The sequence below is a fragment of the Aeromicrobium massiliense JC14 genome (assembly GCF_000312105.1).
GTDB classification, from domain to species: Bacteria; Actinomycetota; Actinomycetes; order Propionibacteriales; family Nocardioidaceae; genus Aeromicrobium; species Aeromicrobium massiliense.
Window position 1 is genome coordinate 79,607 of the sequence record NZ_HE978637.1, and the last position, 22,778, is coordinate 102,384.

Below are 22,778 nucleotides of genomic sequence, written 5' to 3' on the forward strand. Positions count from 1 at the left end.
CGGCGCTCACTAGGATGGGGCGCATGTCCGACACGACCTTCTACGTCACGACGCCGATCTACTACGTCAACGACGCCCCGCACATCGGACACGGCTACACCACGACGATCGGCGACGTGCTCACCCGCTGGCACCGCCAGCGCGGCGAGAAGGTCTGGTACCTCACCGGCACCGACGAGCACGGCCAGAAGGTGCTGCGCAAGGCGCAGGCGAACGGCGTGTCCCCGCAGGAGTGGGTCGACCGCCTCGTCGAGAACGAGTGGAAGCCGCTGCTGCGCACGATCGACGCGGCCAACGACGACTACATCCGCACCACCGAGCCCCGCCACGAGGCCGGCGCGAAGGCCTTCTGGTCGGCCCTGCACGAGGCGGGCGCGGTCTACAAGGGCTCGTTCTCGGGCTACTACAGCGTCGGCTCGGAGGAGTTCGTCGCCGACGAGTACGTCGCCGACGGCGAGGGTGACGACGCGGGCCACAAGGTCTCGACGCTCGACGGCAGCCGCCTGGAGCACATGACCGAGGAGAACTACTTCTTCCGGCTCTCCGACTACGCCGACAAGCTGCTCGAGCTCTACCGCGAGCACCCCGAGTTCGTGCAGCCGGCGTCGGCGCGCAACGAGGTCGTCTCGTTCGTCGAGCGCGGCCTGCGCGACCTGTCGATCTCGCGCTCGACGTTCGACTGGGGCATCAAGGTGCCGTGGGACGACAAGCACGTCATGTACGTCTGGGTCGAGGCGCTGCTTAACTACCTCACCGCGGCCGGCTACGGCGTCGACCAGGAGCGCTTCGAGCAGCTCTGGCCGGCGAGCATCCACCTGGTCGGCAAGGACATCGTCCGCTTCCACGCGGTCATCTGGCCCGCGATGCTCATGGCCGCCGGGCTCCCGGTGCCGCAGCAGGTGTTCGCGCACGGCTGGCTGCTGGTCGGCGGGCAGAAGATGAGCAAGTCCAAGGCCAACGGCATCCACCCGACCGAGCTGGTCGACACGTTCGGCTCCGACGCCTACCGCTACTACTTCACGCGGGCGCTCACGTTCGGCTCGGACGGCTCGATCTCGTGGGAGGACATCGCCGCCCGCTACACCGCCGAGCTGGCCAACGGCTTCGGCAACCTCGCCTCGCGCGTCGCGGCCATGATCGGCAAGTACTTCGACGGCGCGCTGCCCGCGGCCGGCGAGCCGACCGCGGCCGAGCAGAAGGTCGTCGACACCGTGGCGGCGGCCGTCGCCGAGGCCGACGCGGCCATCGACGCCGTCGCCCCGCAGGACGCGATGACCGCCGTGTGGCGCATCGTCGACGAGCTCAACGGCTACCTGACCGAGCAGGAGCCCTGGAAGGTCGCCAAGGACGAGTCCCAGCGCGACCGCCTGGCCACGATCATGGCCACGGCCGCCGAGGGCCTGCGGGTGCTCGCGGTCGTCCTCAACCCGGTCATGCCGAAGGCGTGCGCCGCGCTGTGGGAGTCGCTCGGTGCCGAGGGTCCGCTGGGCCCGCTCGCCGACCAGCGCATCGACGACGTCGCCCGCTGGGGCCAGCTTCCGGCCGGCACGCCGGTCACCAAGGGCCCGTCGCTCTTCCCGCGCCTGGAGCTGGAGACCACGCAGGCGTGAGCGAGCGCAGCGAGCGAGCCCCCGTGAGCGACGACGTCCGCGCGCTCTGGCCCGAGGCGCCCGAGCCGCTGCCCGCGCCGGTGGTCGACAACCACTGCCACCTGGACGTGCGGGTCAAGGGCGGCCACCGGCTCGGCACGCGCGAGGCGATCGAGGCCGCCGCGGCGGTCAACGTCACCCGCATCGTGCAGGTCGGCTGCGACGTCGACGACTCCCGCTGGGCGGTGCAGGCCGCCGCCGAGCACCCCGAGCTGGTCGCGGCCGTCGCCATCCACCCCAACGACGCCGCGCGCCTGGACGCCGACGGACGCCTCGACGAGGCGCTCGCGGTCATCGACGAGCTCGCCGCGGCGGGCGACCACGTCCGCGCGGTGGGGGAGACCGGGCTCGACTACTTCCGCACCGGTCCCGAGGGCCGCGGTGCGCAGCACCGCTCGTTCCGCGCCCACGTCGAGATGGCCAAGCGGCACGACCGCACGCTCGTCATCCACGACCGCGACGCCCACGACGACGTGCTGGCCGTGCTCGACGAGGTGGGGGCGCCCGAGCGCTGGGTCATGCACTGCTTCTCCGGCGACGCCGACTTCGCCCGTGCCTGCGTCGAGCGCGGCGCCCACCTGTCGTTCGCCGGCACGGTGACGTTCAAGAACGCGCCGTACCTGCGCGAGGCACTGGCCCAGGCGCCCGCGGACCGGGTGCTGGTCGAGACCGACGCGCCCTTCCTGACGCCCGAGCCGCACCGCGGACGGCTCAACGCGTCCTTCCTCGTGCCGCACACGATGCGGCTCATGGCCGACGTCCGCGGGGCCGACCTGGCCGAGCTGTGCGCCCAGGTCGAGGCCAACACGTTCGCCGCGTTCGGCGGTCGCTGGTAGGCGTCCGGCCCGGCGTTCCAGGTGTGACCTGGGATTCGTCGGCTTGGCCTGCTACCAGAGGCTGGTTATGGTGGACAAGTTGTCTGCCCCCGACACGCGAGGAGAAGCGTGGCTTTCGCTCGACGATTCAAGGCACTGTCCTGGCCCATGATCGCCGTCTACACGGCGGTCCTGCTGGTGGTCGCCGGCGGCACCATCGCCTACGCCGGCCTTTCCAAGACCGTGACCCTCGTGGTCGACGGCAAGGAGCAGACCGTCCGCACCTTCGGTGACGACGTCGCCTCCGTGCTCGAGGCCCAGGACGTCAAGGTCGGTCTCGACGACCGCGTCGTCCCGGCCCAGGCCACCTCGATCTCCGACGGTGACACCGTCGAGGTCAGCTACGCGCGTCCGGTCACGCTGACCGTCGACGGCCAGCAGAAGACCGTCACCACCTGGGAGCACACCGTCGACGAGGCGCTCGCCGCGCTGGGCGTCGAGCCCGAGTCCGGCGCGTTCGTGTCGCGCTCCATGGACAGCCGCGTCCCGCTCAAGGGCCTGCAGCTGGTGGTCAGCAACCCCAAGACCGTCGAGATCCGCCAGGGCGACGACGCCCGCCGGGTCACCTCGACCGGCGTCACCGTCGCCGACGTGCTCGAGGACGCCGGCGTGCGTCCGGGCCAGGAGGACGAGGTCAAGCCGGCGCTCGACACCGCCCTCGCCGACGGCGACCGCGTCCGGGTCGTCGACATCGAGGTCGTGAACCGCGTCGAGAGCGTCGCGGTCGACCACGAGACCACCGTCCGCAAGGACCCGGACGCCTTCGAGGGCGAGGTCGACGTCGTCACCAAGGGCAAGGACGGCAAGGCGCGCCAGCAGGTCCGGTACGTCCTGGCCGACGGCAAGAAGCGCAGCCGCACCGTGGTGTCGACCAAGACCGTCCGTGAGCCGGTCACGCAGGTCGAGGAGCGCGGCACCAAGAAGCCCGAGTCGTCCTCGTCCGGCGACAACAGCGTCTGGGACCGGATCGCCAAGTGCGAGTCCGGCGGCAACTGGCAGACCAACACCGGCAACGGCTACTACGGCGGCCTGCAGTTCAGCGCCGCGACGTGGAAGAGCGTCGGTGGCCCGGGCCTGCCGCACCAGCACAGCCGTGAGGTGCAGATCAAGTACGCCAAGATCCTGCAGGCGCGTGCGGGCTGGGGCCAGTGGTCCTGCGCGGCCAAGGTCGGCGTTCACTGAGCGGTTCCGCCGGGGAGGTGAGGCAGGTCCGCCTGCTCACCGCCCCGGACGTCCGCACGCTCGCCGACGAGATCGGCCTGCGGCCCACCAAGCAGCGGGGGCAGAACTTCGTCATCGACCCCAACACGGTGCGCCGCATCGTGCGCACGTCGGGCATCGGTGACCAGGACGTCGTCCTGGAGGTCGGCCCCGGCCTGGGCTCGCTGACGCTCGGCCTGCTCGAGGCCGCCGACCGCGTCGTGGCCGTCGAGGTCGACGAGGTGCTCGCGGCGCGGCTGCCGCGCACGGTCGAGGAGCACGCCGCCTCCGCCGCCGAGCGGTTCACGCTCGTGCTGCAGGACGCGCTGCGCGTCACCGAGCTGCCCGGGCCCGCGCCCACCGCGCTGGTGGCGAACCTGCCCTACAACGTCTCGGTGCCGGTGCTGCTGCACCTGCTGGAGCTGCTGCCCTCGATCGAGCGAGGCCTGGTCATGGTGCAGGCGGAGGTCGCGCACCGGCTCGCCGCCGGCCCGGGGTCGCGCACCTACGGCGTCCCCAGCGTGAAGGCCGCCTGGTACGGCGAGCTCCACCTGGCCGGCAACATCGGGCGCAACGTGTTCTGGCCCGCTCCGAACGTCGACTCGGCCCTGGTCGCGTGGACGCGGCGTGAGCCGCCGAGCGTCCCGGGCTGGACGTCCGAGGAGCTGCGCCGCCGGCTGTTCACGGTGGTCGACGCGGCCTTCGCGCAGCGCCGCAAGACGCTGCGAGCCGGCCTCGCCGGGCTGGCCGGGTCGCCGGCCGCGGCCGAGGAGGCGCTCGTCGCCGCCGGCCTGTCGCCGCAGGTCCGCGGCGAGCAGCTCGACCTCGACGCCTTCGTCCGCCTCGCGGTGGCGATGGGCCGACCGCAGGAGGAGACCGCATGACGCAGGACGACTGGCTGGACGGCTGGCAGCGCTGGCACGACGAGCGCGAGCAGGCGGTGCTCGCCCCGCACGGCACCGCCTCGCTCACCGGCACCCACTGGATCGGTCCCGACCCGGTCCAGGTGCCGGGGCTCGACGGCTCCTGGAAGAGCGAGGACGGCGTCGTCACCGACGGCGACCTCCGGCTCGCCCCCGGCGACGAGGCGCGGGTCGGCGACCTGCTGCTGACCGCGATCGAGCGCGACGGCGAGCTCGCCCTGCGGGTCTGGGACCCCGAGGCGCCGACCCGCACCGGCCTGGCCGGCATCGACACCTTCGCGCCGGACGCCGCCTGGTCGGCGACCGGCCGCTTGGAGCCGGCCGCCGAGACGCTCTCCGTCGACCACGTCGACGGCCACACCGGCGCCGAGACGTTCGGCGGCGTGGTGCGGGTGACGGTGGCCGGCCACGAGCTCGGTCTGGTCACGCTCGTCCAGCCCGACGGACGCCTGCTGGTGCCGTTCGCCGACACCACCAACGGCACGACCACGCGCCAGTTCCGCTTCCTCAAGCTGCAGCCGGACGCCGACGGGTCGGTCGAGGTCGACCTCAACCGGGCCTACCTGCCGCCGTGCGCGTTCACCGACCACTACCTGTGCCCGATGCCGCCGCGTGAGAACCGGCTGACGTTCGCGGTCGAGGCCGGCGAGACCCACCCGCGCCTGCGCTAGAGCGCGGCGCCGTGCTGGGCCGGCACCGCATGGCACAGCCGCTGGTGCGCGTCGGCGGCGGCGCGGTCGACCCGGTGCGGGTCGATGCCGCTGAGCAGCGCGACCTGCAGGCCACGCCACAGCGCGAGCACCTGGCCGGCCGTCCGGCGGGCCGCGTCGGGGTCGACGCCGTCGCCACGGATCGACGCGGTGAGGTCGTCCAGCCACTGCATCCCGACCTCCTGCAGGAACGCGTCGTAGGACTCGGGGTCGAACGCGGCCAGCCCGAACACCTGGAAGAACAGCCGGTGGAAGGCGAGGTTCTCGGGAGCGGCCAGCGACTGCCACGCGGAGTCCAGCCGGTCGCACAGCGGGCGGGCGGCGTCGGCCACGATCCGCGGCACGGCCATGACCCGGGGGAAGCGGCGGGTCGACTCCTGCAGCGCGGTGACGATCAGCTGGTCGCGCGACCCGAAGTAGTACAGCAGCATGCGGTTGTTCGAGCCGGTGGTCTGGCTGAGCCCGCGCAGGGTGAGTCCGTCGATGCCGTGCTCGACGACGTGGTCGATGATGCGCTCCAGCAGCTCCGTGCGGCGGTCCTGGCTCACGGGTGGGCGTCCTCTCGGTGGACGGGGTCGGCGTCGTCGCGCAGCGGTCGTCCGGACGCCCCGCTGCGGGTGGCCACCACCTCGGCGTAGATCGAGACGGCGGTGTCGAACGGGGTGGTCGCCCCCAGGCGCAGGCCGACGGGGGAGTGCAGCCGCGCCAGCGTCGCGTCGTCGACGCCGAGCCCGCGCAGGGCCGCGACGCGGCGGGCGTGCGTGCGCCGCGAGCCCATCGCACCGACGAAGCCGAGCGGGAGCGCGAGCGCGGCGGCCAGGAACGGGGCGTCGACGCGCTCGTCGTGCGCGAGCAGCACCGCGACGCCGCGCTCGTCCAGCCCGGCCGCGGCGACGTGCTCCTGCGGCCACGCGCAGACGACCTCGGCGGCGTCCGGGAACCGGTCCTTCGTCGCGAACACCGGGCGCGGGTCGACGACGGTGACCCGGAAGCCGGCCGCCGTCGCGAGCGTGCACAGCGCGGCGGCCTCCTGCGTCGCCCCGGCCAGCAGCATCCGCGGCGCGGCGGGACGGTGCTCGACGTGCACCACGCGCCCGTCGTGGCGCAGCTCCAGGCGGGCGTCGAGACCGGCCGCGGCCCGCCGCAGCGGCTCCACGGCGTCCGGCCCGAGCAGCTGGACGAGCACCTGCACGCGTCCGCCGCAGGTCAGGCCGGGCGCGAGACCGCCGTCGCCGTCGTAGGCGTCCAGGCCCGGCTCGGCGGCGCCGTCGAGCAGCTCGCGGCAGCGGTCGTGCACGGCGCCGTCGACGCACCCGCCGGACAGGCTGCCGAGCACCGCGCCGTCGTCGGCCACGGCGAGGGACGAGCCGACGGTGCGCGGGGCGCTGCCCTGGACGTCCACGAGGGTCGCGACGGCGACCCGGCGTCCGGACTCCACCCAGGCCACGAGGTCGTGCGCGAGGTCGAGCATGCCGCCACCCTAAGCGCGTCGCCGCCAGGTCTCGCGTCGTCGGGCGGCGGCGGGCAGGATGCGGGGCATGTCCGAGGTCGTGGGTCTGCTGCTCGCCGCCGGGGCGGGCCGGCGCTTCGGCGGCCCGAAGGCGCTGGCCCGTGACGCGTCCGGACGTCCGTGGCTGCGACTCGCCCACGACGCGCTGGTCGAGGGCGGGTGCACGGACGTCACGGTCGTGCTGGGGGCCACTGCCGACGAGGCGCGGGCGCTGGTGCCGGACGGCGCCCGGGTCGTGGTGGCGGACGACTGGGAGCGCGGGCAGTCGGCCTCGCTCGCCGCCGGCCTCCGGGCTCTCCCGCCGGCCGTCGCCGTGGCCGTGACGCTGGTCGACCTGCCCGGGCAGACGGCCGCGGCCGTCGCCCGCGTGGGGCACGACGCCCGGCCCGCCTCGCTGCGCCGAGCCGTCTTCGGCGGCCGGCCCGGTCATCCCGTGCTGCTCGGTCGCGACCACTGGGCCGACCTGCTCGACGTCCTGGCCGGCGACGAGGGGGCGCGGACGTACCTGAGGAGCCACGGCGCCGAGGGCGTCGACTGCACGGACCTGGGCGGCGGCGAGGACGTCGACCGATGAGCGCGCGCTCGGGGTGCGACCTGGCGGCGCGCCGATAGGTTGTCACGGTGACGACGACCGTGCGGGTGCCCGCCAAGATCAACGTGAGCCTGGCCGTCGGACCGCTCGGCGAGGACGGGTTCCACTCGCTGGCGACGGTGTACCAGGCGGTGAGCCTCTACGACGAGGTCACCGCGCGCCCCAGCGACGACGCCGAGCTGCACGTCCAGGTCCACTTCGAGGGCCTCGAGCGCGAGGGCAGCGTCCCGCTCGACGGCGACAACCTGGCCGTCCGCGCCGCCCGCCTGCTGCGCGAGGAGACCGGGGTCGACGAGGGCGTCGTGCTGGCCATCCGCAAGGCCATCCCGGTCGCCGGTGGCATGGCCGGCGGCTCCGCGGACGCGGCGGGTGCGCTCGTGGCCTGCAACGACCTGTGGGGCACCGGGCTGACCCGTCCCGAGCTGGTCGAGCTGGCCGCCGCCCTCGGCAGCGACGTCCCGTTCTCGCTCACCGGGGGCATCGCGATGGGCAGCGGTCACGGCGAGGTGGTCAGCCCCGTGCTGGCCAGCGGCACCTACCACTGGGTCTTCGCGATCAGCGACGAGGGACTCTCGACGCCGACCGTCTACGCCGAGCTCGACCGGCTTCGCCACGACGACGACGTCGCGACGCCGGAGGTGCCCTCGAGCATCCTCACCGCGCTGCGCGCCGGCGACCCCGAGGCGCTGGGCGCCTCGCTGTCCAACGACCTGGAGCGGGCGGCGTTCTCGCTGCGACCGGGTCTGCGCGAGACGCTGCGGGCGGGTCGCAGCGCCGGTGCGCTGGGCGCGATGGTCTCCGGCTCGGGTCCCACGGTGATGTTCCTGGCCGCCGACGAGGCGCACGCCGCCGACCTCGCGGCGTTCCTCGAGGGGTCCGACGCGGTCACCGAGGTGGTCCAGGCGTACGGCCCCGTGCCGGGCGCCCGTATCGTCTAGGCGTGACCAACCGGACCCGTACCGCCTGATGGCCCATCTCCTCGGCGCCGAGAACCTCAGCCTGGAGTTCCCCACGCGACGCGTCCTCGACGGCGTCTCGCTGGGCCTGGACGAGGGCGACCGCGTGGGCGTCGTCGGCCGCAACGGCGACGGCAAGTCCACCCTGATGCGCCTGCTCGCCGGCCGCCTGGAGCCGGACGAGGGCCGGGTCACGCGTCGCCGCGACGTCACGGTCGGCTTCCTGGACCAGGCGGACGTCCTCGACCCCACGCTGACCGTGGCCGAGACCGTCGTCGGCGACACCGTCGAGCACGAGTGGGCCGGCGACGCGCGCGTCCGCGACGTCATCGACGGCCTCGTGGCCGACCTGCCGTGGGACGCCGCGGTCGGCACGCTCAGCGGCGGCCAGCGCCGTCGCGTCGCGCTCGCCGCGCTGCTGGTCGGGGAGTGGGACGTGCTGTTCCTCGACGAGCCCACCAACCACCTGGACGTCGAGGGCGTCGCGTGGCTGGCCGAGCACCTCAAGCGGCGCTGGTCGCCGAGTGCCGGCGGCCTGCTGGTCGTCACCCACGACCGGTGGTTCCTCGACGAGGTCTGCACCGACACGTGGGAGGTGCACGACGGTGTCGTCGAGCCGTTCGAGGGCGGGTACGCCGCGTACGTGCTGCAGCGGGTCGAGCGCGACCGGCAGGCGGCGGCGATCGAGTCCAAGCGGCAGAACCTCATGCGCAAGGAGCTGGCCTGGCTGCGCCGGGGCGCGCCGGCGCGCACGTCCAAGCCGAAGTTCCGGATCGACGCGGCCAACGAGCTGATCGAGGACGAGCCGCCGGTGCGCGAGGCCGTCGAGCTGCAGCAGCTCGCCACCGCGCGCCTGGGCAAGGACGTCGTCGACCTGCTCGACGTGTCGGTGTCCTACGGCGACAAGGCCGTGCTGCGCGGCGTGGAGTGGCGCATCGGGCCGGGCGAGCGCACCGGCATCCTCGGTGTCAACGGCGCGGGCAAGAGCACGCTGCTCGGCGTCGTGACCGGCGCGGTGACGCCGACGTCGGGCCGGGTCAAGCGCGGCAAGACCGTCCGCGTCGCGGTGCTCACCCAGTCGCTGTCCGAGCTCGACGAGATCGCCGACGACCGGGTCAGCGACGTCGTCGGACGCCAGCGGGCCACCTACGTGGCCGGCGGCAAGGAGATGACCCCCGGTCAGCTGCTCGAGCGGCTCGGGTTCTCCAGCGCGCAGCTGTCGACCCCGGTCAAGGACCTCTCGGGCGGGCAGAAGCGCCGGCTGCAGCTGCTGCTCATCCTGCTCGACGAGCCGAACGTGCTGATCCTGGACGAGCCGACCAACGACCTGGACACCGACATGCTGGCCGCGATCGAGGACCTGCTCGACACGTGGCCCGGCACGCTGCTGGTCGTCTCGCACGACCGCTACCTGCTCGAGCGTGTCACCGACCAGCAGTACGCGGTGCTCGACGGCGGGCTGCGGCACCTGCCCGGCGGCGTGGAGGAGTACCTGCGGCTGCGCTCGCTCTCGCGCGAGCTGGCCGCCCCGCCCGCGCCGACCCCGGCGAGCGCGCGCCCCGCGACGTCCAGCGCGGTGCAGCGCCAGGCGCGCAAGGACGTCGAGCGCCTGGAGCGTCAGCTGACGAAGGTCGGCGAGCGCGAGGCGGCGCTGGAGACCCAGATGGTCGAGCACGCCACCGACGCTCACCGGCTCGGCCGGCTCGCGAAGGAGCACGCCGACCTCGTGGCCGAGCGCGAGGCGCTCGAGGTCGCTTGGCTCGACGCCGCCGCCCTGCTCGAGGACTAGCCCCGACCCTCACCTCACGTCCGCTCCGCCGAGATGTGTGGAGGTATCGACCGGTCTCCCGCGGAACGGGGTCCACTTCTCCACACTTCGCGGCGGAGCCGGGCTGGGGTGAGCGGTCAGGCGAAGCGGCGGGCGAGGACGCGCAGCGCGTCGACCAGCACGTCGGCGCTGTCGTCGTTGAGCTCGGCGAGCAGCTCCTTCTCGTGCTCGACCAGCTCGGTGAGGGCGCCGTCCACGGCCGTCCGGCCCGCCGGGGTGAGCCGCACCTGGACGCCGCGCCGGTCGCTGGGGTCGGGCAGCCGCTCGACGAACCCGCGGGTGGCCAGCCGGTCGACCCGGTTCGTCATCGTCCCGCTGGTCACGAGCGTCTCCTGCACGAGGCGTCCGGGGGAGAGGGCGTAGGGCTCGCCGGCCTTGCGCAGCGCCGACAGGACGTCGAACTCCCACGGCTCGAGCCCGTGCTCGGCGAACGCCCGGCGGCGGGCGCGATCGAGGTGGTGGGCCAGCCGCGCGACCCGGCTCATGACCTGCATGGGGGACACGTCGAGGTCGGGACGCTCGTGCGTCCACGCCGCGACGAGTCGGTCGACCTCGTCCGGCTCGGCACTCATGGACGCCACTGTACTCGTCAAGAATCTCGACATCGAGATACCTGCGTGCCTAGGGTCGGAGCATGACCTGGGACCCCGCGACCTACCTGGCCTTCGCCGACGAGCGGGGCCGGCCGTTCCTGGACCTGCTCGCCCGCGTCGACGCCGACCCCGCGACGGTCGTCGACCTGGGATGCGGCCCTGGCCAGCTCTCGCCGGTGCTGCGCGCCCGCTGGCCCCGCGCGCAGGTGCTCGGCGTCGACTCCTCGGCCGAGATGATCGCGCGTGCCCGCACCGACGACCCCGACCCGCGCACCCGCTACGAGCAGGCCGACGTCGCCGCGTGGGCGCCGGACGAGCCCGCGGACGTCGTCGTCTCCAACGCCCTGTTCCAGTGGGTGCCCGAGCCGCTGGCCGTCGTCGAGCGGCTGGCCGGGCACGTCCGGCCCGGCGGGACCTTCGCGCTGCAGGTGCCGGGCAACTTCGACGCCCCGAGCCACCGCCTGCTGCACGACACCGCGGCCCGCGAGCCGTACGCCGCGCACACCCGCGGCCTGGACGAGGCGCGCGGCACCGAGCTGTCGGCCTGGTTCGAGCTGTTCGCCGGGCTCGGCTGGTCGGTGGACGCCTGGGAGACGACCTACCTGCACGTCCTGCCGGGGGAGGACCCGGTCTTCGACTGGATCCGGGGCACGGGCGCGCGGCCGGTGCTGCAGACCCTGCCCGACGACCTGCGACCCGGCTTCGAGACCGAGTACAAGGCGGCCCTGCGCGAGGCGTACCCGCGGCGTCCGTGGGGCACGGTGCTGCCCTTCCGGCGGCTGTTCTGCGTGGCACGCCGGCCCGACGAGGTCCGGTAGCCTGGGCCCGATCCCCGGTTGGTCTGCCGGCAGGGCCCGCCTGACTTTGAATCAGGACAAGCGACGCAGGTTCGACTCCTGCCCGGGGAGCGAACCGCCCGTCAACCCCGAAGGAGCCCGGTGAGTCACGCCGTCACGGCCGTCGTCCTGGCTGCAGGGGCCGGCACGCGCATGAAGTCGCGCACCGCCAAGGTCCTGCACGAGATCGGTGGCCGCAGCCTGGTCGCCCACGCCCTGCACGCGCTGTCCGGCGCCGGTGCCTCGCGCACCGTCGTCGTGGTCGGCCACGGCCGCGAGCAGGTCGGCCCGCACGTCGAGCAGGTCGCCCCGCATGCGCAGGTCGTCGTCCAGCACGAGCAGAACGGCACCGGCCACGCCGTCGCCGAGGCGCTCGCCGCGCTGCCCGAGGCCGTCACCGGCACCGTGCTGGTCACCTACGGCGACGTCCCGCTGCTGGAGCCGCAGACGCTGGCCGAGCTGCTCACCGACCACCACGCGCACGACCGCGCGGTGACGATCCTGACCGCGGAGGTGCCCGACCCGACCGGCTACGGACGCATCCTGCGCGACGCGTCCGGTGCGGTCACCGCGATCCGCGAGCACAAGGACGCCACGGACGACGAGCGCGCGGTGCGCGAGGTCAACAGCGGCATCCTGGCGCTCGACGCTGCCTTCCTGGCCCGGGCGCTGCCCCGCCTGGAGGCCAAGAACGCCCAGGGCGAGCTGTACCTCACCGACGTCGTCGCCGGCGCGGTCGCCGAGGGCGGCACCGTCGGGGCGTTCATGCTCGCCGACCCCGTGCAGGTCGAGGGCGTCAACGACCGGGTCCAGCTGGCGACCCTGGGTGCCGAGCTCAACCGCCGCACCACTGAGCGCTGGATGCGCCAGGGCGTCACGATCGTCGACCCGGCCACGACCTGGCTGGACGTCACCGTCGAGCTCGCGTCCGACGTCACCCTGCTGCCCGGCACCCAGCTGCACGGCGCCACCCGGGTCGCGTCCGGAGCCACCGTCGGCCCCGACACCACGCTGCGCGACGTGGTCGTCGGCGAGGACGCCACGGTCGAGCGAACCCACGGCTCGGACGCCGTGATCGGCGCCGGCGCCACGGTCGGCCCGTTCGCCTACCTGCGCCCGGGCACCGAGCTCGGCGAGCGCGGCAAGATCGGCACCTTCGTCGAGACGAAGAACAGCCGCATCGGCGCCGGCTCGAAGGTGCCGCACCTGTCGTACGTCGGCGACACCGAGGTCGGCGAGTCCAGCAACATCGGCGCCGGCACGATCACCGCCAACTACGACGGGGTCACCAAGAGCCGCACGCAGGTGGGGCACCACGTGCGCACCGGCTCGCACAACGTCTTCGTCGCGCCGGTCAGCATCGGCGACGGCGCGTACACCGGCGCCGGCACCGTCGTCCGCCAGGACGTCGAGCCGGGGGCGCTGGCGGTGCCCGAGACCGGGCAGAGGACCATTGGGGGGTGGGTCCCGCGCCGTCGGCCGGGGTCCGCTGCGGCGGACGCCGCGCTGAACGCCGCACCGAACCTGGAGGACAACGCCGGTGAGTAGCCTGAAGAGAACGCCGACGAAGAACCTGATGCTGTTCTCCGGTCGCACCCACCCGGTGCTGGCCGAGGAGGTCGCCAACCTGCTCGAGGTCGACCTCGTCCCCACCACCGCCTACGACTTCGCCAACGGCGAGATCTACGTGCGCTTCGACGAGTCGGTGCGCGGCTGCGACGCCTTCGTGATCCAGAGCCACGCGGCTCCGATCAACGAGGCGATCATGGAGCAGCTGATCATGGTCGACGCGCTCAAGCGCGCCTCGGCCAAGCGCATCACCGTCATCCAGCCGTTCTACGGCTACGCCCGCCAGGACAAGAAGCACCTGGGCCGCGAGCCCATCTCGGCGCGGCTCATGGCCGACCTGTTCCAGGCCGCCGGCGCCGACCGGCTCATGGCCGTCGACCTGCACACCGCGCAGATCCAGGGCTACTTCGACGGCCCGGTCGACCACCTCATGGCCAAGCCGATCCTCACGCGCTACGTGAAGAAGAAGTACGGCCAGCGCCCGTTCGCGGTGGTCTCGCCCGACGCCGGACGCATCAAGGTCGCCGAGCAGTGGGCCAACGCCCTGGGTGGCGCCCCGCTGGCGTTCATCCACAAGACCCGCGACGTCACGCGCCCGAACGAGACGAAGGCCAACCGGGTCGTCGGCGACGTCGCCGGACGCACCTGCATCCTGGTCGACGACCTGATCGACACCGGCGGCACGATCGTGCAGGCCGCCGAGGCGCTCATGGCCGACGGGGCCGAGGAGGTCGTCATCATCGCCACGCACGCGGTCTTCTCCGGCCCGGCCGTCGACCGGCTCAAGAACAGCCCGGCGACCGAGGTCATCGTGACCAACACGCTGCCGCTGCCCGAGGACAAGCACTTCGACAAGCTCACCGTGCTCTCCATCGCGCCGCTGCTCGCCCAGGCGATCGCCGCCGTCTTCGAGGACGGCTCGGTCACCAGCCTGTTCCGCTAGGCGATGTGCCTCGTCGGGGCGGCGTGGGATAGGATTCCCAGGTTGCCTCGGCGAGGACCCGCACCCGTGTGGGTCGTGATCGACAGGGCGCTCCGCTGCTGAGTGCCGTGTCGAGCGCCCCGAGCGACCGCAGACCTGAAGAAGCACCAGACCGCAGTACGTGTTGACGCGCGTACGAGCACCAACACGTCGAGGAGATTCCCGTGGCCGAGATCAAGCTGACCGCCGAAGCCCGCACCGAGTTCGGCAAGGGCGCCGCCCGCCGCATCCGTCGCGAGAACAAGGTGCCCGCCGTCCTGTACGGCCACGGCACCGACCCGCTGCACGTGACCCTGCCGGGCCACGACCTGATGATCGCGCTGCGCAACTCCAACGCGCTGCTGTCGATCGACCTGGACTCCGAGTCCCACCTGGCCATCCCCAAGCAGGTCCAGCGCGACCCGCTCAAGGGCTTCCTCGAGCACGTCGACCTGCTGCTCGTCCGCAAGGGCGAGAAGGTCGTCGTCGAGATCCCCGTGACCGTCGTCGGCGAGGCTGCCCCCGGCGCGCTGGTCGTCAACGAGACCACCGAGCTGTCGGTCGAGGCCGAGGCGACCCACCTGCCCGAGGGCGTCGAGGTCTCCATCGAGGGCCTGCAGGCCGGTGCGCAGGTCCTGGCCTCGGACGTCGAGCTGCCCGCGGGCACGACGCTCGCGTCGGACGCCGACCTGCTGATCGTCAACGTCACCGCCGCTCCGACGGCCGACCAGGTCGAGGCCGAGCTGGCCGACGCTGAGGCCGAGGCCGGCATCGAGCACGACGCTCCCGAGAGCGACGCCGCTGCGGACGAGGCCCCGGCGGAGTCCACCGAGTCCGAGTGACCTGGTTGGTGGTCGGCCTCGGCAACCCGGGGCCGGCCTACGCCGCCACGCGTCACAACGTCGGCTACATGGTGGCCGACGTCCTGGCCGGTCGCATGGGCGGCCGGTTCAAGGCGCACAAGGCCACCCGCACCGACGTCGTCGAGGGACGTCTCGCCGGCGAGCGGGTGGTGCTCGGCCGCGGCCGCACCTACATGAACGAGAGCGGCGGCCCGGTCAAGGCGCTCGCGTCGTTCTACGGCGTCGAGCCCGACCACGTCGTGGCGATCCACGACGAGCTGGACATCCCGTTCGCCGCCCTGCGGGTCAAGCTCGGCGGCGGCGACAACGGGCACAACGGGCTCAAGAGCATTCGCCAGTCGCTGGGCACCGGCGACTTCTACCGCATCCGCTGCGGCATCGGCCGTCCGCCCGGACGCCAGGAGATCCACGACTTCGTGCTCAAGCCGTACTCGTCGGTCGAGCGCAAGGAGCTCGACCTGCACCTGGAGGAGGCCGCCGACGCGGTCGAGAGCCTCGTGAGCCAGGGACTAGAAAAGACCCAGAGCGCGTTCAACCGGTAGATGTCTCTCTCCTCCCTGCGCACCCGCCTGGCCGCCGAGCCCACGCTGCGCGCCGCCACCGTCGACCGACGCGAGGGCCTGCCCGAGCTCGTCGTGCAGGCGCCCGCCGCCATCCGTCCGTTCCTCGTCGACGCGCTCGCCGGTGCCGGTCCGGTGCTGGCCGTCACCGCCACCGCCCGTGAGGCCGACGAGCTGACCGTCGAGCTGCGCTGCCTGCTGGGCGAGCACGCCGTCGTGTCGTTCCCGGCCTGGGAGACGCTGCCGCACGAGCGGCTCTCGCCGCGCTCGGACACGGTCGGCCGCCGGCTGGCCGCGCTGCGCCGGCTCGTGCACCCGGAGCCGGGCGAGGAGGTGCAGGTCGTCGTCGCGCCCGTGCGCTCGGTCCTGCAGCCGCAGATGAGCGGCCTGGCCGACCTGCGGCCGGTGGAGCTGGCGAAGGGCCAGCAGGCCGAGCTCGAGCAGGTCGTCCGCGACCTGGCCGCGGCCGCGTACACCCGGGTCGATCTGGTCGAGCGCCGCGGCGAGTTCGCCGTGCGCGGCGGCATCGTCGACGTCTTCCCGCCCACCGAGGACCACCCGGTCCGGATCGAGTTCTGGGGCGACGAGGTCGACGAGATCCGTCAGTTCGCCGTGGCCGACCAGCGCACCCTCGAGGAGGTCGGACGCCTCTGGGCGCCGCCGTGCCGCGAGCTGCTGCTGACCGACGACGTCCGCGAGCGCGCCGGCCGCCTGGCGCTGGCCCACCCGTCGCTGGCCGAGCTGTTCACCAAGATCTCCGAGGGCCACGCGGTCGAGGGCATGGAGTCGCTCACGCCGGTGCTGGTCGACGAGATGGAGCTGCTGGTCGACCTGCTGCCGGACGGCTCGACCGTCCTGGTGCTCGACCCCGAGCGCGTCCGCGCCCGTGCCGCCGACCTCGTCGCCACCAGCGAGGAGTTCCTGCAGGCGTCCTGGGCGGCCGCGGCCACCGGCGCCGAGTCGCCGATCGACCTGGGCTCGGCCGCCTTCCGCGAGCTCGACGACGTCCGCGAGCACACGCTGGGCCGCGGGCTCGGCTGGTGGTCGCAGAGCCCGTTCGGGCTCGACCTGGACGAGGAGACCCGCCGCGTCGCCGTGCAGGAGGCCCCGGTCTACCGCGGCGACCTGCCGGCCGTGGCCGACGACGTCCGCCGCTGGCTGGGCGAGAAGAAGCACGTCGTCGTCGTGGTGCCCGGTCCCGGCCAGGCGCAGCGCACCGTCGAGTGGCTGGCCGAGAACGACCTGGCCGGCAGCACCGACGCCGAGCCGCCCGCCGGCGTCGTGCAGGTGCTCGTCGGCGACCTCGACCACGGTCTCGTCGTCGAGGCGCTCGACCTCGTCGTGCTGACCTACGACGACCTGGTCAGCCAGCGGGCGGTCGAGCGGTCCGAGCGCAAGATGCCCACGCGCCGGCGCAAGCAGGTCGACCCGCTCGAGCTGAGCCCCGGCGACCACGTCGTGCACGAGCAGCACGGCGTCGGCCGCTACGTCGAGCTGGTCAACCGCACCGTGCAGGGTGCGGCCCGCGAGTACCTGGTCATCGAGTACGCGCCCAGCAAGCGCGGCCAGCCCGGCGACCGGCTGTTCGTCCCGATGGACCAGCTCGACCAGGTCAGCCGCTACGTCGGCGGCGAGAGCCCGAGCCTGGACAAGCTCGGCGGCTCGGACTGGACGAACCGCAAGAACAAGGCCCGCCGCGCCGTCCGCCAGATCGCCGGCGAGCTGATCAAGCTCTACGCCGCGCGGCAGTCGACGAAGGGCCACGCCTTCGGTCCCGACACCCCCTGGCAGCGTGAGCTCGAGGACGCCTTCGCGTACGTCGAGACGCCCGACCAGATGTCGACGATCGAGGAGGTCAAGCGCGACATGGAGCGGGAGGTCCCGATGGACCGCCTGGTCTGCGGCGACGTCGGCTTCGGCAAGACCGAGATCGCCGTGCGCGCCGCGTTCAAGGCCATCCAGGACGGCAAGCAGGTCATCCTGCTCGTCCCGACGACCCTGCTCGTGCAGCAGCACTACGCCACGTTCGCCGAGCGGTTCGCCCAGTTCCCGGTCACGGTCAAGCCGCTCTCGCGCTTCCAGACCGAGAAGGACACCAAGGCCGTCCTCGAGGGCTTGGCCGAGGGCACGATCGACATGGTCGTGGGCACCCACCGGCTGCTGCAGCCGGGCGTGAAGATCAAGGACCTCGGGCTGGTCATCGTCGACGAGGAGCAGCGCTTCGGCGTCGAGCACAAGGAGGCGCTCAAGCACCTGCGCGCCGCCGTGGACGTGCTGTCGATGTCGGCCACCCCGATCCCGCGCACCCTGGAGATGGCGGTCACGGGCATCCGCGAGATGTCGACCATCGCCACGCCGCCGGAGGAGCGCCACCCGGTGCTGAGCTTCGTCGGGCCGTACGAGGACCGGCAGGTCATCGCCGCCATCCGGCGCGAGCTGCTGCGCGAGGGCCAGGCGTTCTTCATCCACAACCGGGTGCAGAGCATCGACAAGGCCGTCGCGCGGCTCAAGGAGCTCGTGCCCGAGGCGCGGGTCGCCGCCGCGCACGGCCAGATGAGCGAGACCCAGCTCGAGCAGGTCATGGTCGACTTCTGGGAGAAGCGCTACGACGTGCTCGTGTGCACCACGATCGTGGAGTCGGGCCTGGACGTGTCCAACGCCAACACCATGATCATCGAGCGGGCCGACACCCTCGGCCTGAGCCAGCTGCACCAGCTGCGCGGCCGCGTCGGACGCTCGCGGGAGCGCGCCTACGCCTACTTCCTGTACCCGCCGGAGAAGCCGCTCAGCGAGACCGCGCACGACCGGCTGGCCACGATCGCCCAGCACTCCGAGCTCGGCGGCGGCATGGCCGTGGCCATGAAGGACCTCGAGATCCGCGGCGCAGGCAACCTGCTGGGCGGCGAGCAGTCCGGCCACATCGCCGACGTCGGCTTCGACCTGTACATCCGGCTCGTCGGCGAGGCCGTCGCGGAGTTCCGTGGCGAGGGCGAGCCCGAGCCCGAGGTCAAGATCGAGCTGCCCATCGAGGCGCACCTGCCGCACGACTACGTGCCCAGCGAGCGGCTGCGCCTGGAGATGTACAAGCGCCTGGCCGACGTCCGCACCGAGGACGACGTCACGGCGCTGCGCGAGGAGCTCGTCGACCGCTACGGCGAGCCGCCGGAGTCGGTCGGCACGCTGCTCGACGTCGCGCGGCTGCGCGTCCGGCTGCGCCAGGCCGGCATCAGCGAGGTGACGTCCGCGGGGTCGAACGTCCGGTTCGCGTCGCTGGACCTGCCCGACTCGATGCAGCTGCGGCTCAACCGGGTCTACCCCAAGAGCCTGTACAAGAAGGCCGGCCAGGTCGTGCTCGTCCCGCGTCCGCGCACCGCCGCGGTCGGCGGGCAGCCGCTGCGCGACGGGCCGCTGCTGGAGTGGGTGCGCACGGTCGTCGACACGATCGTCCCCGTGCGCGAGGACGCCCAGGCCTGACGGTCGAGGCGGGGCCCGCCCATCGCGTCCGAGTTGCGCGGTGGCGGGCCGCCCGTACGTTGTGCGCCATGGCATTTTCGGGCTTGTTCCGCACCAAGGACATCGACGACGTCGTCGAGCAGAACTCCGACGACAACCCCATGTCGGAGTCCGAGGGACCCCGGCTCGCCCGTCGCCTGGGCACGTCCGACCTCATCGGGTTCGGCATCGGCATCGTGATCGGCACCGGCATCTTCACGCTCACCGGCGTGCAGGCCAAGAACAACGCCGGCCCCGCGATCACCATCGCCTTCCTCGTGGCCGGCGTCGTCGCGATGCTGGCCGCGATCTGCTACGCCGAGCTCGCCGCCGCCGTCCCGACCGCGGGCAGCTCGTACACCTACGCGTACTCGACCATCGGCGAGCTGGCCGCCTGGGTCATCGCCTGGGACCTGATCCTGGAGTTCGCGCTCGGCGCCGCGGTGGTCGCCCGCGGCTGGTCCGGCTACCTGCAGGACGTCTTCGGGCTGCCTCAGGCGTTCTTCGGCGAGGAGGACTCCGTCGTCAACATCGGCGCGGTGTTCATCGTCGTCGTGCTCGGCGTCGTCGCCGCGGTCGGCATCCGCGAGTCCAAGTGGGTCACCAACGCGCTGGTCGTCATCAAGGTCGCCGTCTGCCTGTTCGTCATCGGCGTCGGCGCGTTCTTCGTCAAGGCCGCCAACTGGGACCCGGTCGTCCCCGAGTCGAAGCCGGCCGAGTCCGCCTCGGGCCTCAAGCAGCCGCTGTGGCAGTGGGCCACCGGTGCCGACGCCACGGCGTACGGCGTCACCGGCGTGCTCGTCGCCGCCGCCGTCGTCTTCTTCGCCTACAGCGGCTTCGAGGCCGTCGCCAACCTCGGCGAGGAGACCGAGAATCCCGAGAAGGACATGCCCCGCGGCCTGCTCGGCACGCTCGCCATCTGCACCCTGCTGTACGTCGGCGTCTGCATCGTCCTGACCGGCATGGTCAAGTACTCCGACCTCAGCGAGGGTGCCCCCATCTCGGACGCCTTCAAGCAGGTCGGCCTCGGCTGGGCCGGCATCCTCATCGGCATCGCCGCCGTCGCCGGCCTGACCTCGGTCATCCTGGTCGAGCTCGTCGCCATGGGTCGCATCGGCTACGCCCTGGCCCGCGACGGCCTGCTGCCGCGCTCGCTCGGCAAGCTCCACCCCACCTTCCACACCCCGGTGCGGCTGACCGTCATCATCGTCGTCGGCGTGGCCGCGCTGGCCGCGTTCGTGCCGATCCACACGCTCGCCGAGATGGTCTCCATCGGCACGCTGTTCGCCTTCCTGGTCGTCTCGGTCGCCGTGCTGGTGCTGCGCCACACGAAGCCCGACCTCAAGCGTCCGTTCCGGACGCCGTGGGTCCCCGTCGTCCCGGTGCTGTCGGCGCTGGCCTGCGTCGCGCTCATGACCAACCTGGCGGTGGAGACCTGGCTGCGGTTCCTGGTCTGGCTCGTCGTCGGTCTGGCCATCTACCTGTTCTACGGCCGTCACCACACCCGTCTGGCCAAGGAGGAGGCCGCGCGCGCCGACTCGTGAGTAGCATCGGCGCATGGGGGTACGACGTGCCGCGCTCTTGGCGCCGGCTGCACTGGTCCTCGCTGCCTGCACCCAGGTCCATCCGGGTGCCGCGGCGGTCGTCGACGGTGAGCGGATCGGGTTCGACGACGTCGACTCGACGGCTCGCGCCTACTGCGAGCTGACCACGCTGCAGGGCGCGACGCCCGACCCGGTCACGCTGCGCCAGCAGGCGCTGGCCGACCGTGTCACGCTCGACGTGGCCCGCGACCTGGCCGAGCAGCGCGACGTGGTCGTGCCGCGCTCGGCCTGGATCGTCCCGGTGGCCGACCGCGAGGCGCTGGCCGAGGCGCTGCCGGATGCCGACACCGAGGCCGTGATCGAGGCGGCCGAGCTGAACGGACGCCTGTACGCCACCCTCGAGGCGCTCGGCGCCCCGGCCGGCTCGCCCGAGGTCGCCCGCGAGCAGGGCCGGGCGCTGGTGGACGAGGAGCTCGCGACCCGCGACGTCCAGGTCGACCCGCGGCTCGGGCTCGACGAGACGCTCCAGCTCGCCGGCCCGGCGGGCGCGCTGTCGGTGCAGGTCGGCGACGTCGACCGTCCGGCCGTCACCGGCTGCGAGTGACGCCGTGCCCGTCCTGCAGCTGAGCCCCCGTGTGCCGCCCGGCCTGCTGACCGCCGAGGCGTGGGACGTCCTGCGCACCGCCCGGGAGGTGCTGACCGACGACCTCGCCGTCCCGCACGTGGCAGCGGTGCGCCAGTCCGGCGTCCGCGTGCGGCAGGTCGCCCACCGGCCGGTCCACCTCGACCACGACGTCGTATGGCTGACCACCGACCCGGTCGACGCCGACGACCTGCTGGTCGGCTCCTACGACGTCCCGGGCGCCCACGTGCTCGACCTCGTGCACGTCATGGACCGGCTGCGCCGCGAGTGCCCCTGGACGCAGCAGCAGACCCACGAGGGCCTGGCGCGCTACCTGCTCGAGGAGACGTACGAGACCCTCGAGACGATCGAGGACGGCGACCGCGACCACCTGCGCGAGGAGCTCGGCGACCTGCTCATGCAGGTGGTGTTCCACGCCCGCATCGCCGCCGAGTCGGCCGGGTGGGACCTCGACGACGTCGCCGACGGCATCACCACGAAGCTGGTCAGCCGCAACCCGCACGTCTTCGGCGACGCGCAGGTGAGCACCGTCGAGGAGATCGACGCCAACTGGGAGGCGATCAAGGCCGCGCAGAAGCAGCGCACCCGGCCCGACGAGGGCGTCCCGCGTGCGCTGCCGGCCCTGGCCTACGCCGACACCGTGCTCGGCCGGCTCGGCGACCCGGACGTCGAGGGGGATGACCTGGGGTCACGCCTGCTGGCGCTGGTCGCCGAGGCGCGGACGTCCGGCGTGGACCCCGAGGGCCTGCTCCGCGCCCGCGTCCGGTCGCTGCTGGCCTAGGAGCAGAACTCTCCTAAGTCGTCGGTCGTCACCTCGGTCGCGATGTCGCCCTCGGCCCGCACCGTTTCGTGCTGACCCTTCCGGGACACGTCGAGCGTTCCCAGCGTCATCCACACGAGCGAATCTCCCCAGCGGCACGGCTCCGCCGCCCGACGCAGCGGCAGGTTCACGGAGTGGGAGTCACCGGGCTCGAGCGTCACGTCGATGACGACCCGCCGGCCCCTGACCGTCTCGAACAGCAACTCATGGTCCACCAGGAGACCGAGCTGGCTGCTCTCGTCCTCGGGCACGAGGTAGGACGACAGGTCGTGCACGCGGACGGCGTGCTCGCCGTCGTTGCGCGCCAGCATCTTCAGCAGGCAGCGGTCGGTCCGTTCGAGCGGCACGACGAATCCCGGCAAATGGTCGGGCACGTCCCCGTACTCCTCGTCGTTCTCAGCCGGAACGAACGGGACCGGCTCGTCGTCGCACACGAGGGACGACGGCAGCAGTCGGACACCGCCGACCTCAGGCTCGGGCCGGCTGGTCCACCACCAGCCGGCGGAGACGGCGACGAGCGCCGCCACGAGCAGGCCGACGACGACGGTGGTCGGCTGCACGCGACGGCGGGACGGAACGAGGTCGGACGGGGCAGTCACGGCGTCACCCTGGCAGACCGACCGCCTCCGGTGCGGCATCTTCGGAGAACGAGCG

General features: G+C 72.9%; 21 protein-coding genes and 1 tRNA gene. 18 read left to right on the forward strand and 4 right to left on the reverse strand.

Going from position 1 to position 22,778, the window contains the following annotated elements:
- The first annotated feature begins 23 nt into the window (after positions 1 to 23).
- The 5 genes from metG to HGAM_RS07420 all read left to right on the forward strand — a co-directional run bounded on the left by metG (position 24) and on the right by HGAM_RS07420 (position 5,318).
- A complete protein-coding gene (metG, locus tag HGAM_RS07400) occupies positions 24 to 1,610 on the forward strand; it encodes a methionine--tRNA ligase (RefSeq protein WP_019144840.1) in 1,587 nt (528 codons plus the stop codon).
- A complete protein-coding gene (locus HGAM_RS07405) occupies positions 1,607 to 2,485 on the forward strand; it encodes a TatD family hydrolase (RefSeq protein WP_019144841.1) in 879 nt (292 codons plus the stop codon). Before metG ends, HGAM_RS07405 begins: the two co-directional genes overlap by 4 nt.
- 147 nt (positions 2,486 to 2,632) lie before the next feature.
- Positions 2,633 to 3,706 carry a resuscitation-promoting factor gene (locus HGAM_RS18285; protein ID WP_019144842.1) on the forward strand — a complete coding sequence of 358 codons (1,074 nt, stop codon included), beginning with the start codon at positions 2,633 to 2,635 and terminating at the stop codon, positions 3,704 to 3,706.
- Positions 3,707 to 3,723: 17 nt separating this feature from the next.
- Positions 3,724 to 4,608 (forward strand): 16S rRNA (adenine(1518)-N(6)/adenine(1519)-N(6))-dimethyltransferase RsmA, encoded by an 885-nt coding sequence (gene rsmA, locus HGAM_RS07415; RefSeq protein WP_019144843.1) that lies wholly within the window; start codon positions 3,724 to 3,726, stop codon positions 4,606 to 4,608.
- The gene (locus tag HGAM_RS07420; RefSeq protein ID WP_019144844.1) at positions 4,605 to 5,318 is read left to right on the forward strand and encodes a DUF1684 domain-containing protein; all 714 of its coding nucleotides are present in this window, start codon (positions 4,605 to 4,607) and stop codon (positions 5,316 to 5,318) included. Before rsmA ends, HGAM_RS07420 begins: the two co-directional genes overlap by 4 nt.
- Here the strand turns inward: HGAM_RS07420 and HGAM_RS07425 are convergent.
- On the reverse strand, positions 5,315 to 5,905 hold the full coding sequence (locus tag HGAM_RS07425) for a TetR/AcrR family transcriptional regulator (RefSeq protein ID WP_019144845.1): 591 nt from the start codon (positions 5,903 to 5,905) through the stop codon (positions 5,315 to 5,317). The genes HGAM_RS07420 and HGAM_RS07425 overlap by 4 nt on opposite strands.
- On the reverse strand, positions 5,902 to 6,828 hold the full coding sequence (locus HGAM_RS18290) for an XdhC family protein (RefSeq protein ID WP_019144846.1): 927 nt from the start codon (positions 6,826 to 6,828) through the stop codon (positions 5,902 to 5,904). Before HGAM_RS18290 ends, HGAM_RS07425 begins: the two co-directional genes overlap by 4 nt.
- Before the next feature lie 67 nt (positions 6,829 to 6,895).
- Here HGAM_RS18290 and HGAM_RS07435 point away from each other — a divergent pair, with 67 nt between their 5' ends.
- Genes HGAM_RS07435 through HGAM_RS07445 form a run of 3 tightly spaced genes read left to right on the forward strand, consistent with a single transcriptional unit; the run spans position 6,896 to position 10,204 of the window.
- Entirely contained in the window at positions 6,896 to 7,441 is a 546-nt protein-coding gene (locus tag HGAM_RS07435) for a nucleotidyltransferase family protein (RefSeq protein ID WP_019144847.1), read from the forward strand.
- A 47-nt stretch (positions 7,442 to 7,488) separates the two neighbouring features.
- Positions 7,489 to 8,397: a 4-(cytidine 5'-diphospho)-2-C-methyl-D-erythritol kinase gene (locus tag HGAM_RS07440; RefSeq protein ID WP_019144848.1), complete on the forward strand. Its 909-nt coding sequence runs from the start codon at positions 7,489 to 7,491 to the stop codon at positions 8,395 to 8,397.
- A 28-nt stretch (positions 8,398 to 8,425) separates the two neighbouring features.
- On the forward strand, positions 8,426 to 10,204 hold the full coding sequence (locus tag HGAM_RS07445; protein WP_019144849.1) for an ABC-F family ATP-binding cassette domain-containing protein: 1,779 nt from the start codon (positions 8,426 to 8,428) through the stop codon (positions 10,202 to 10,204).
- Between the two features lie 116 nt (positions 10,205 to 10,320).
- On the opposite strand, the gene HGAM_RS07450 is transcribed toward HGAM_RS07445, so the two are convergent.
- Positions 10,321 to 10,815, reverse strand: a complete 495-nt coding sequence (locus HGAM_RS07450) for a MarR family winged helix-turn-helix transcriptional regulator (protein WP_019144850.1) — start codon at positions 10,813 to 10,815, stop codon at positions 10,321 to 10,323.
- A gap of 62 nt (positions 10,816 to 10,877) precedes the next feature.
- Between HGAM_RS07450 and HGAM_RS07455 the strand changes: the two genes are divergently transcribed.
- The 10 genes from HGAM_RS07455 to HGAM_RS18295 all read left to right on the forward strand — a co-directional run bounded on the left by HGAM_RS07455 (position 10,878) and on the right by HGAM_RS18295 (position 22,085).
- Positions 10,878 to 11,654 (forward strand): methyltransferase domain-containing protein, encoded by a 777-nt coding sequence (locus HGAM_RS07455; RefSeq protein WP_019144851.1) that lies wholly within the window; start codon positions 10,878 to 10,880, stop codon positions 11,652 to 11,654.
- An 11-nt stretch (positions 11,655 to 11,665) separates the two neighbouring features.
- A tRNA-Gln gene (locus HGAM_RS07460) sits at positions 11,666 to 11,744 on the forward strand.
- A gap of 30 nt (positions 11,745 to 11,774) precedes the next feature.
- Positions 11,775 to 13,220 (forward strand): bifunctional UDP-N-acetylglucosamine diphosphorylase/glucosamine-1-phosphate N-acetyltransferase GlmU, encoded by a 1,446-nt coding sequence (gene glmU, locus HGAM_RS07465; RefSeq protein WP_019144852.1) that lies wholly within the window; start codon positions 11,775 to 11,777, stop codon positions 13,218 to 13,220.
- Positions 13,213 to 14,184: a ribose-phosphate diphosphokinase gene (locus HGAM_RS07470; RefSeq protein ID WP_038951635.1), complete on the forward strand. Its 972-nt coding sequence runs from the start codon at positions 13,213 to 13,215 to the stop codon at positions 14,182 to 14,184. The genes glmU and HGAM_RS07470 overlap by 8 nt, the downstream gene beginning before the upstream one ends.
- 203 nt (positions 14,185 to 14,387) lie before the next feature.
- Positions 14,388 to 15,044 carry a 50S ribosomal protein L25/general stress protein Ctc gene (locus HGAM_RS07475; protein WP_019144854.1) on the forward strand — a complete coding sequence of 219 codons (657 nt, stop codon included), beginning with the start codon at positions 14,388 to 14,390 and terminating at the stop codon, positions 15,042 to 15,044.
- Positions 15,041 to 15,607 (forward strand): aminoacyl-tRNA hydrolase, encoded by a 567-nt coding sequence (pth, locus tag HGAM_RS07480; protein WP_019144855.1) that lies wholly within the window; start codon positions 15,041 to 15,043, stop codon positions 15,605 to 15,607. Before HGAM_RS07475 ends, pth begins: the two co-directional genes overlap by 4 nt.
- Entirely contained in the window at positions 15,608 to 19,099 is a 3,492-nt protein-coding gene (gene mfd, locus HGAM_RS07485) for a transcription-repair coupling factor (protein WP_019144856.1), read from the forward strand.
- 68 nt (positions 19,100 to 19,167) lie between these two features.
- Complete coding sequence (locus HGAM_RS07490; RefSeq protein WP_020691819.1) at positions 19,168 to 20,661, forward strand: APC family permease; 1,494 nt, start codon at positions 19,168 to 19,170, stop codon at positions 20,659 to 20,661.
- A 13-nt stretch (positions 20,662 to 20,674) separates the two neighbouring features.
- A complete protein-coding gene (locus HGAM_RS07495) occupies positions 20,675 to 21,265 on the forward strand; it encodes a hypothetical protein (protein ID WP_147543620.1) in 591 nt (196 codons plus the stop codon).
- Between the two features lie 4 nt (positions 21,266 to 21,269).
- On the forward strand, positions 21,270 to 22,085 hold the full coding sequence (locus HGAM_RS18295; protein WP_019144859.1) for a nucleoside triphosphate pyrophosphohydrolase: 816 nt from the start codon (positions 21,270 to 21,272) through the stop codon (positions 22,083 to 22,085).
- Here the strand turns inward: HGAM_RS18295 and HGAM_RS07505 are convergent.
- Positions 22,082 to 22,723, reverse strand: a complete 642-nt coding sequence (locus HGAM_RS07505) for a hypothetical protein (protein ID WP_019144860.1) — start codon at positions 22,721 to 22,723, stop codon at positions 22,082 to 22,084. The genes HGAM_RS18295 and HGAM_RS07505 overlap by 4 nt on opposite strands.
- Positions 22,724 to 22,778: the final 55 nt, after the last annotated feature.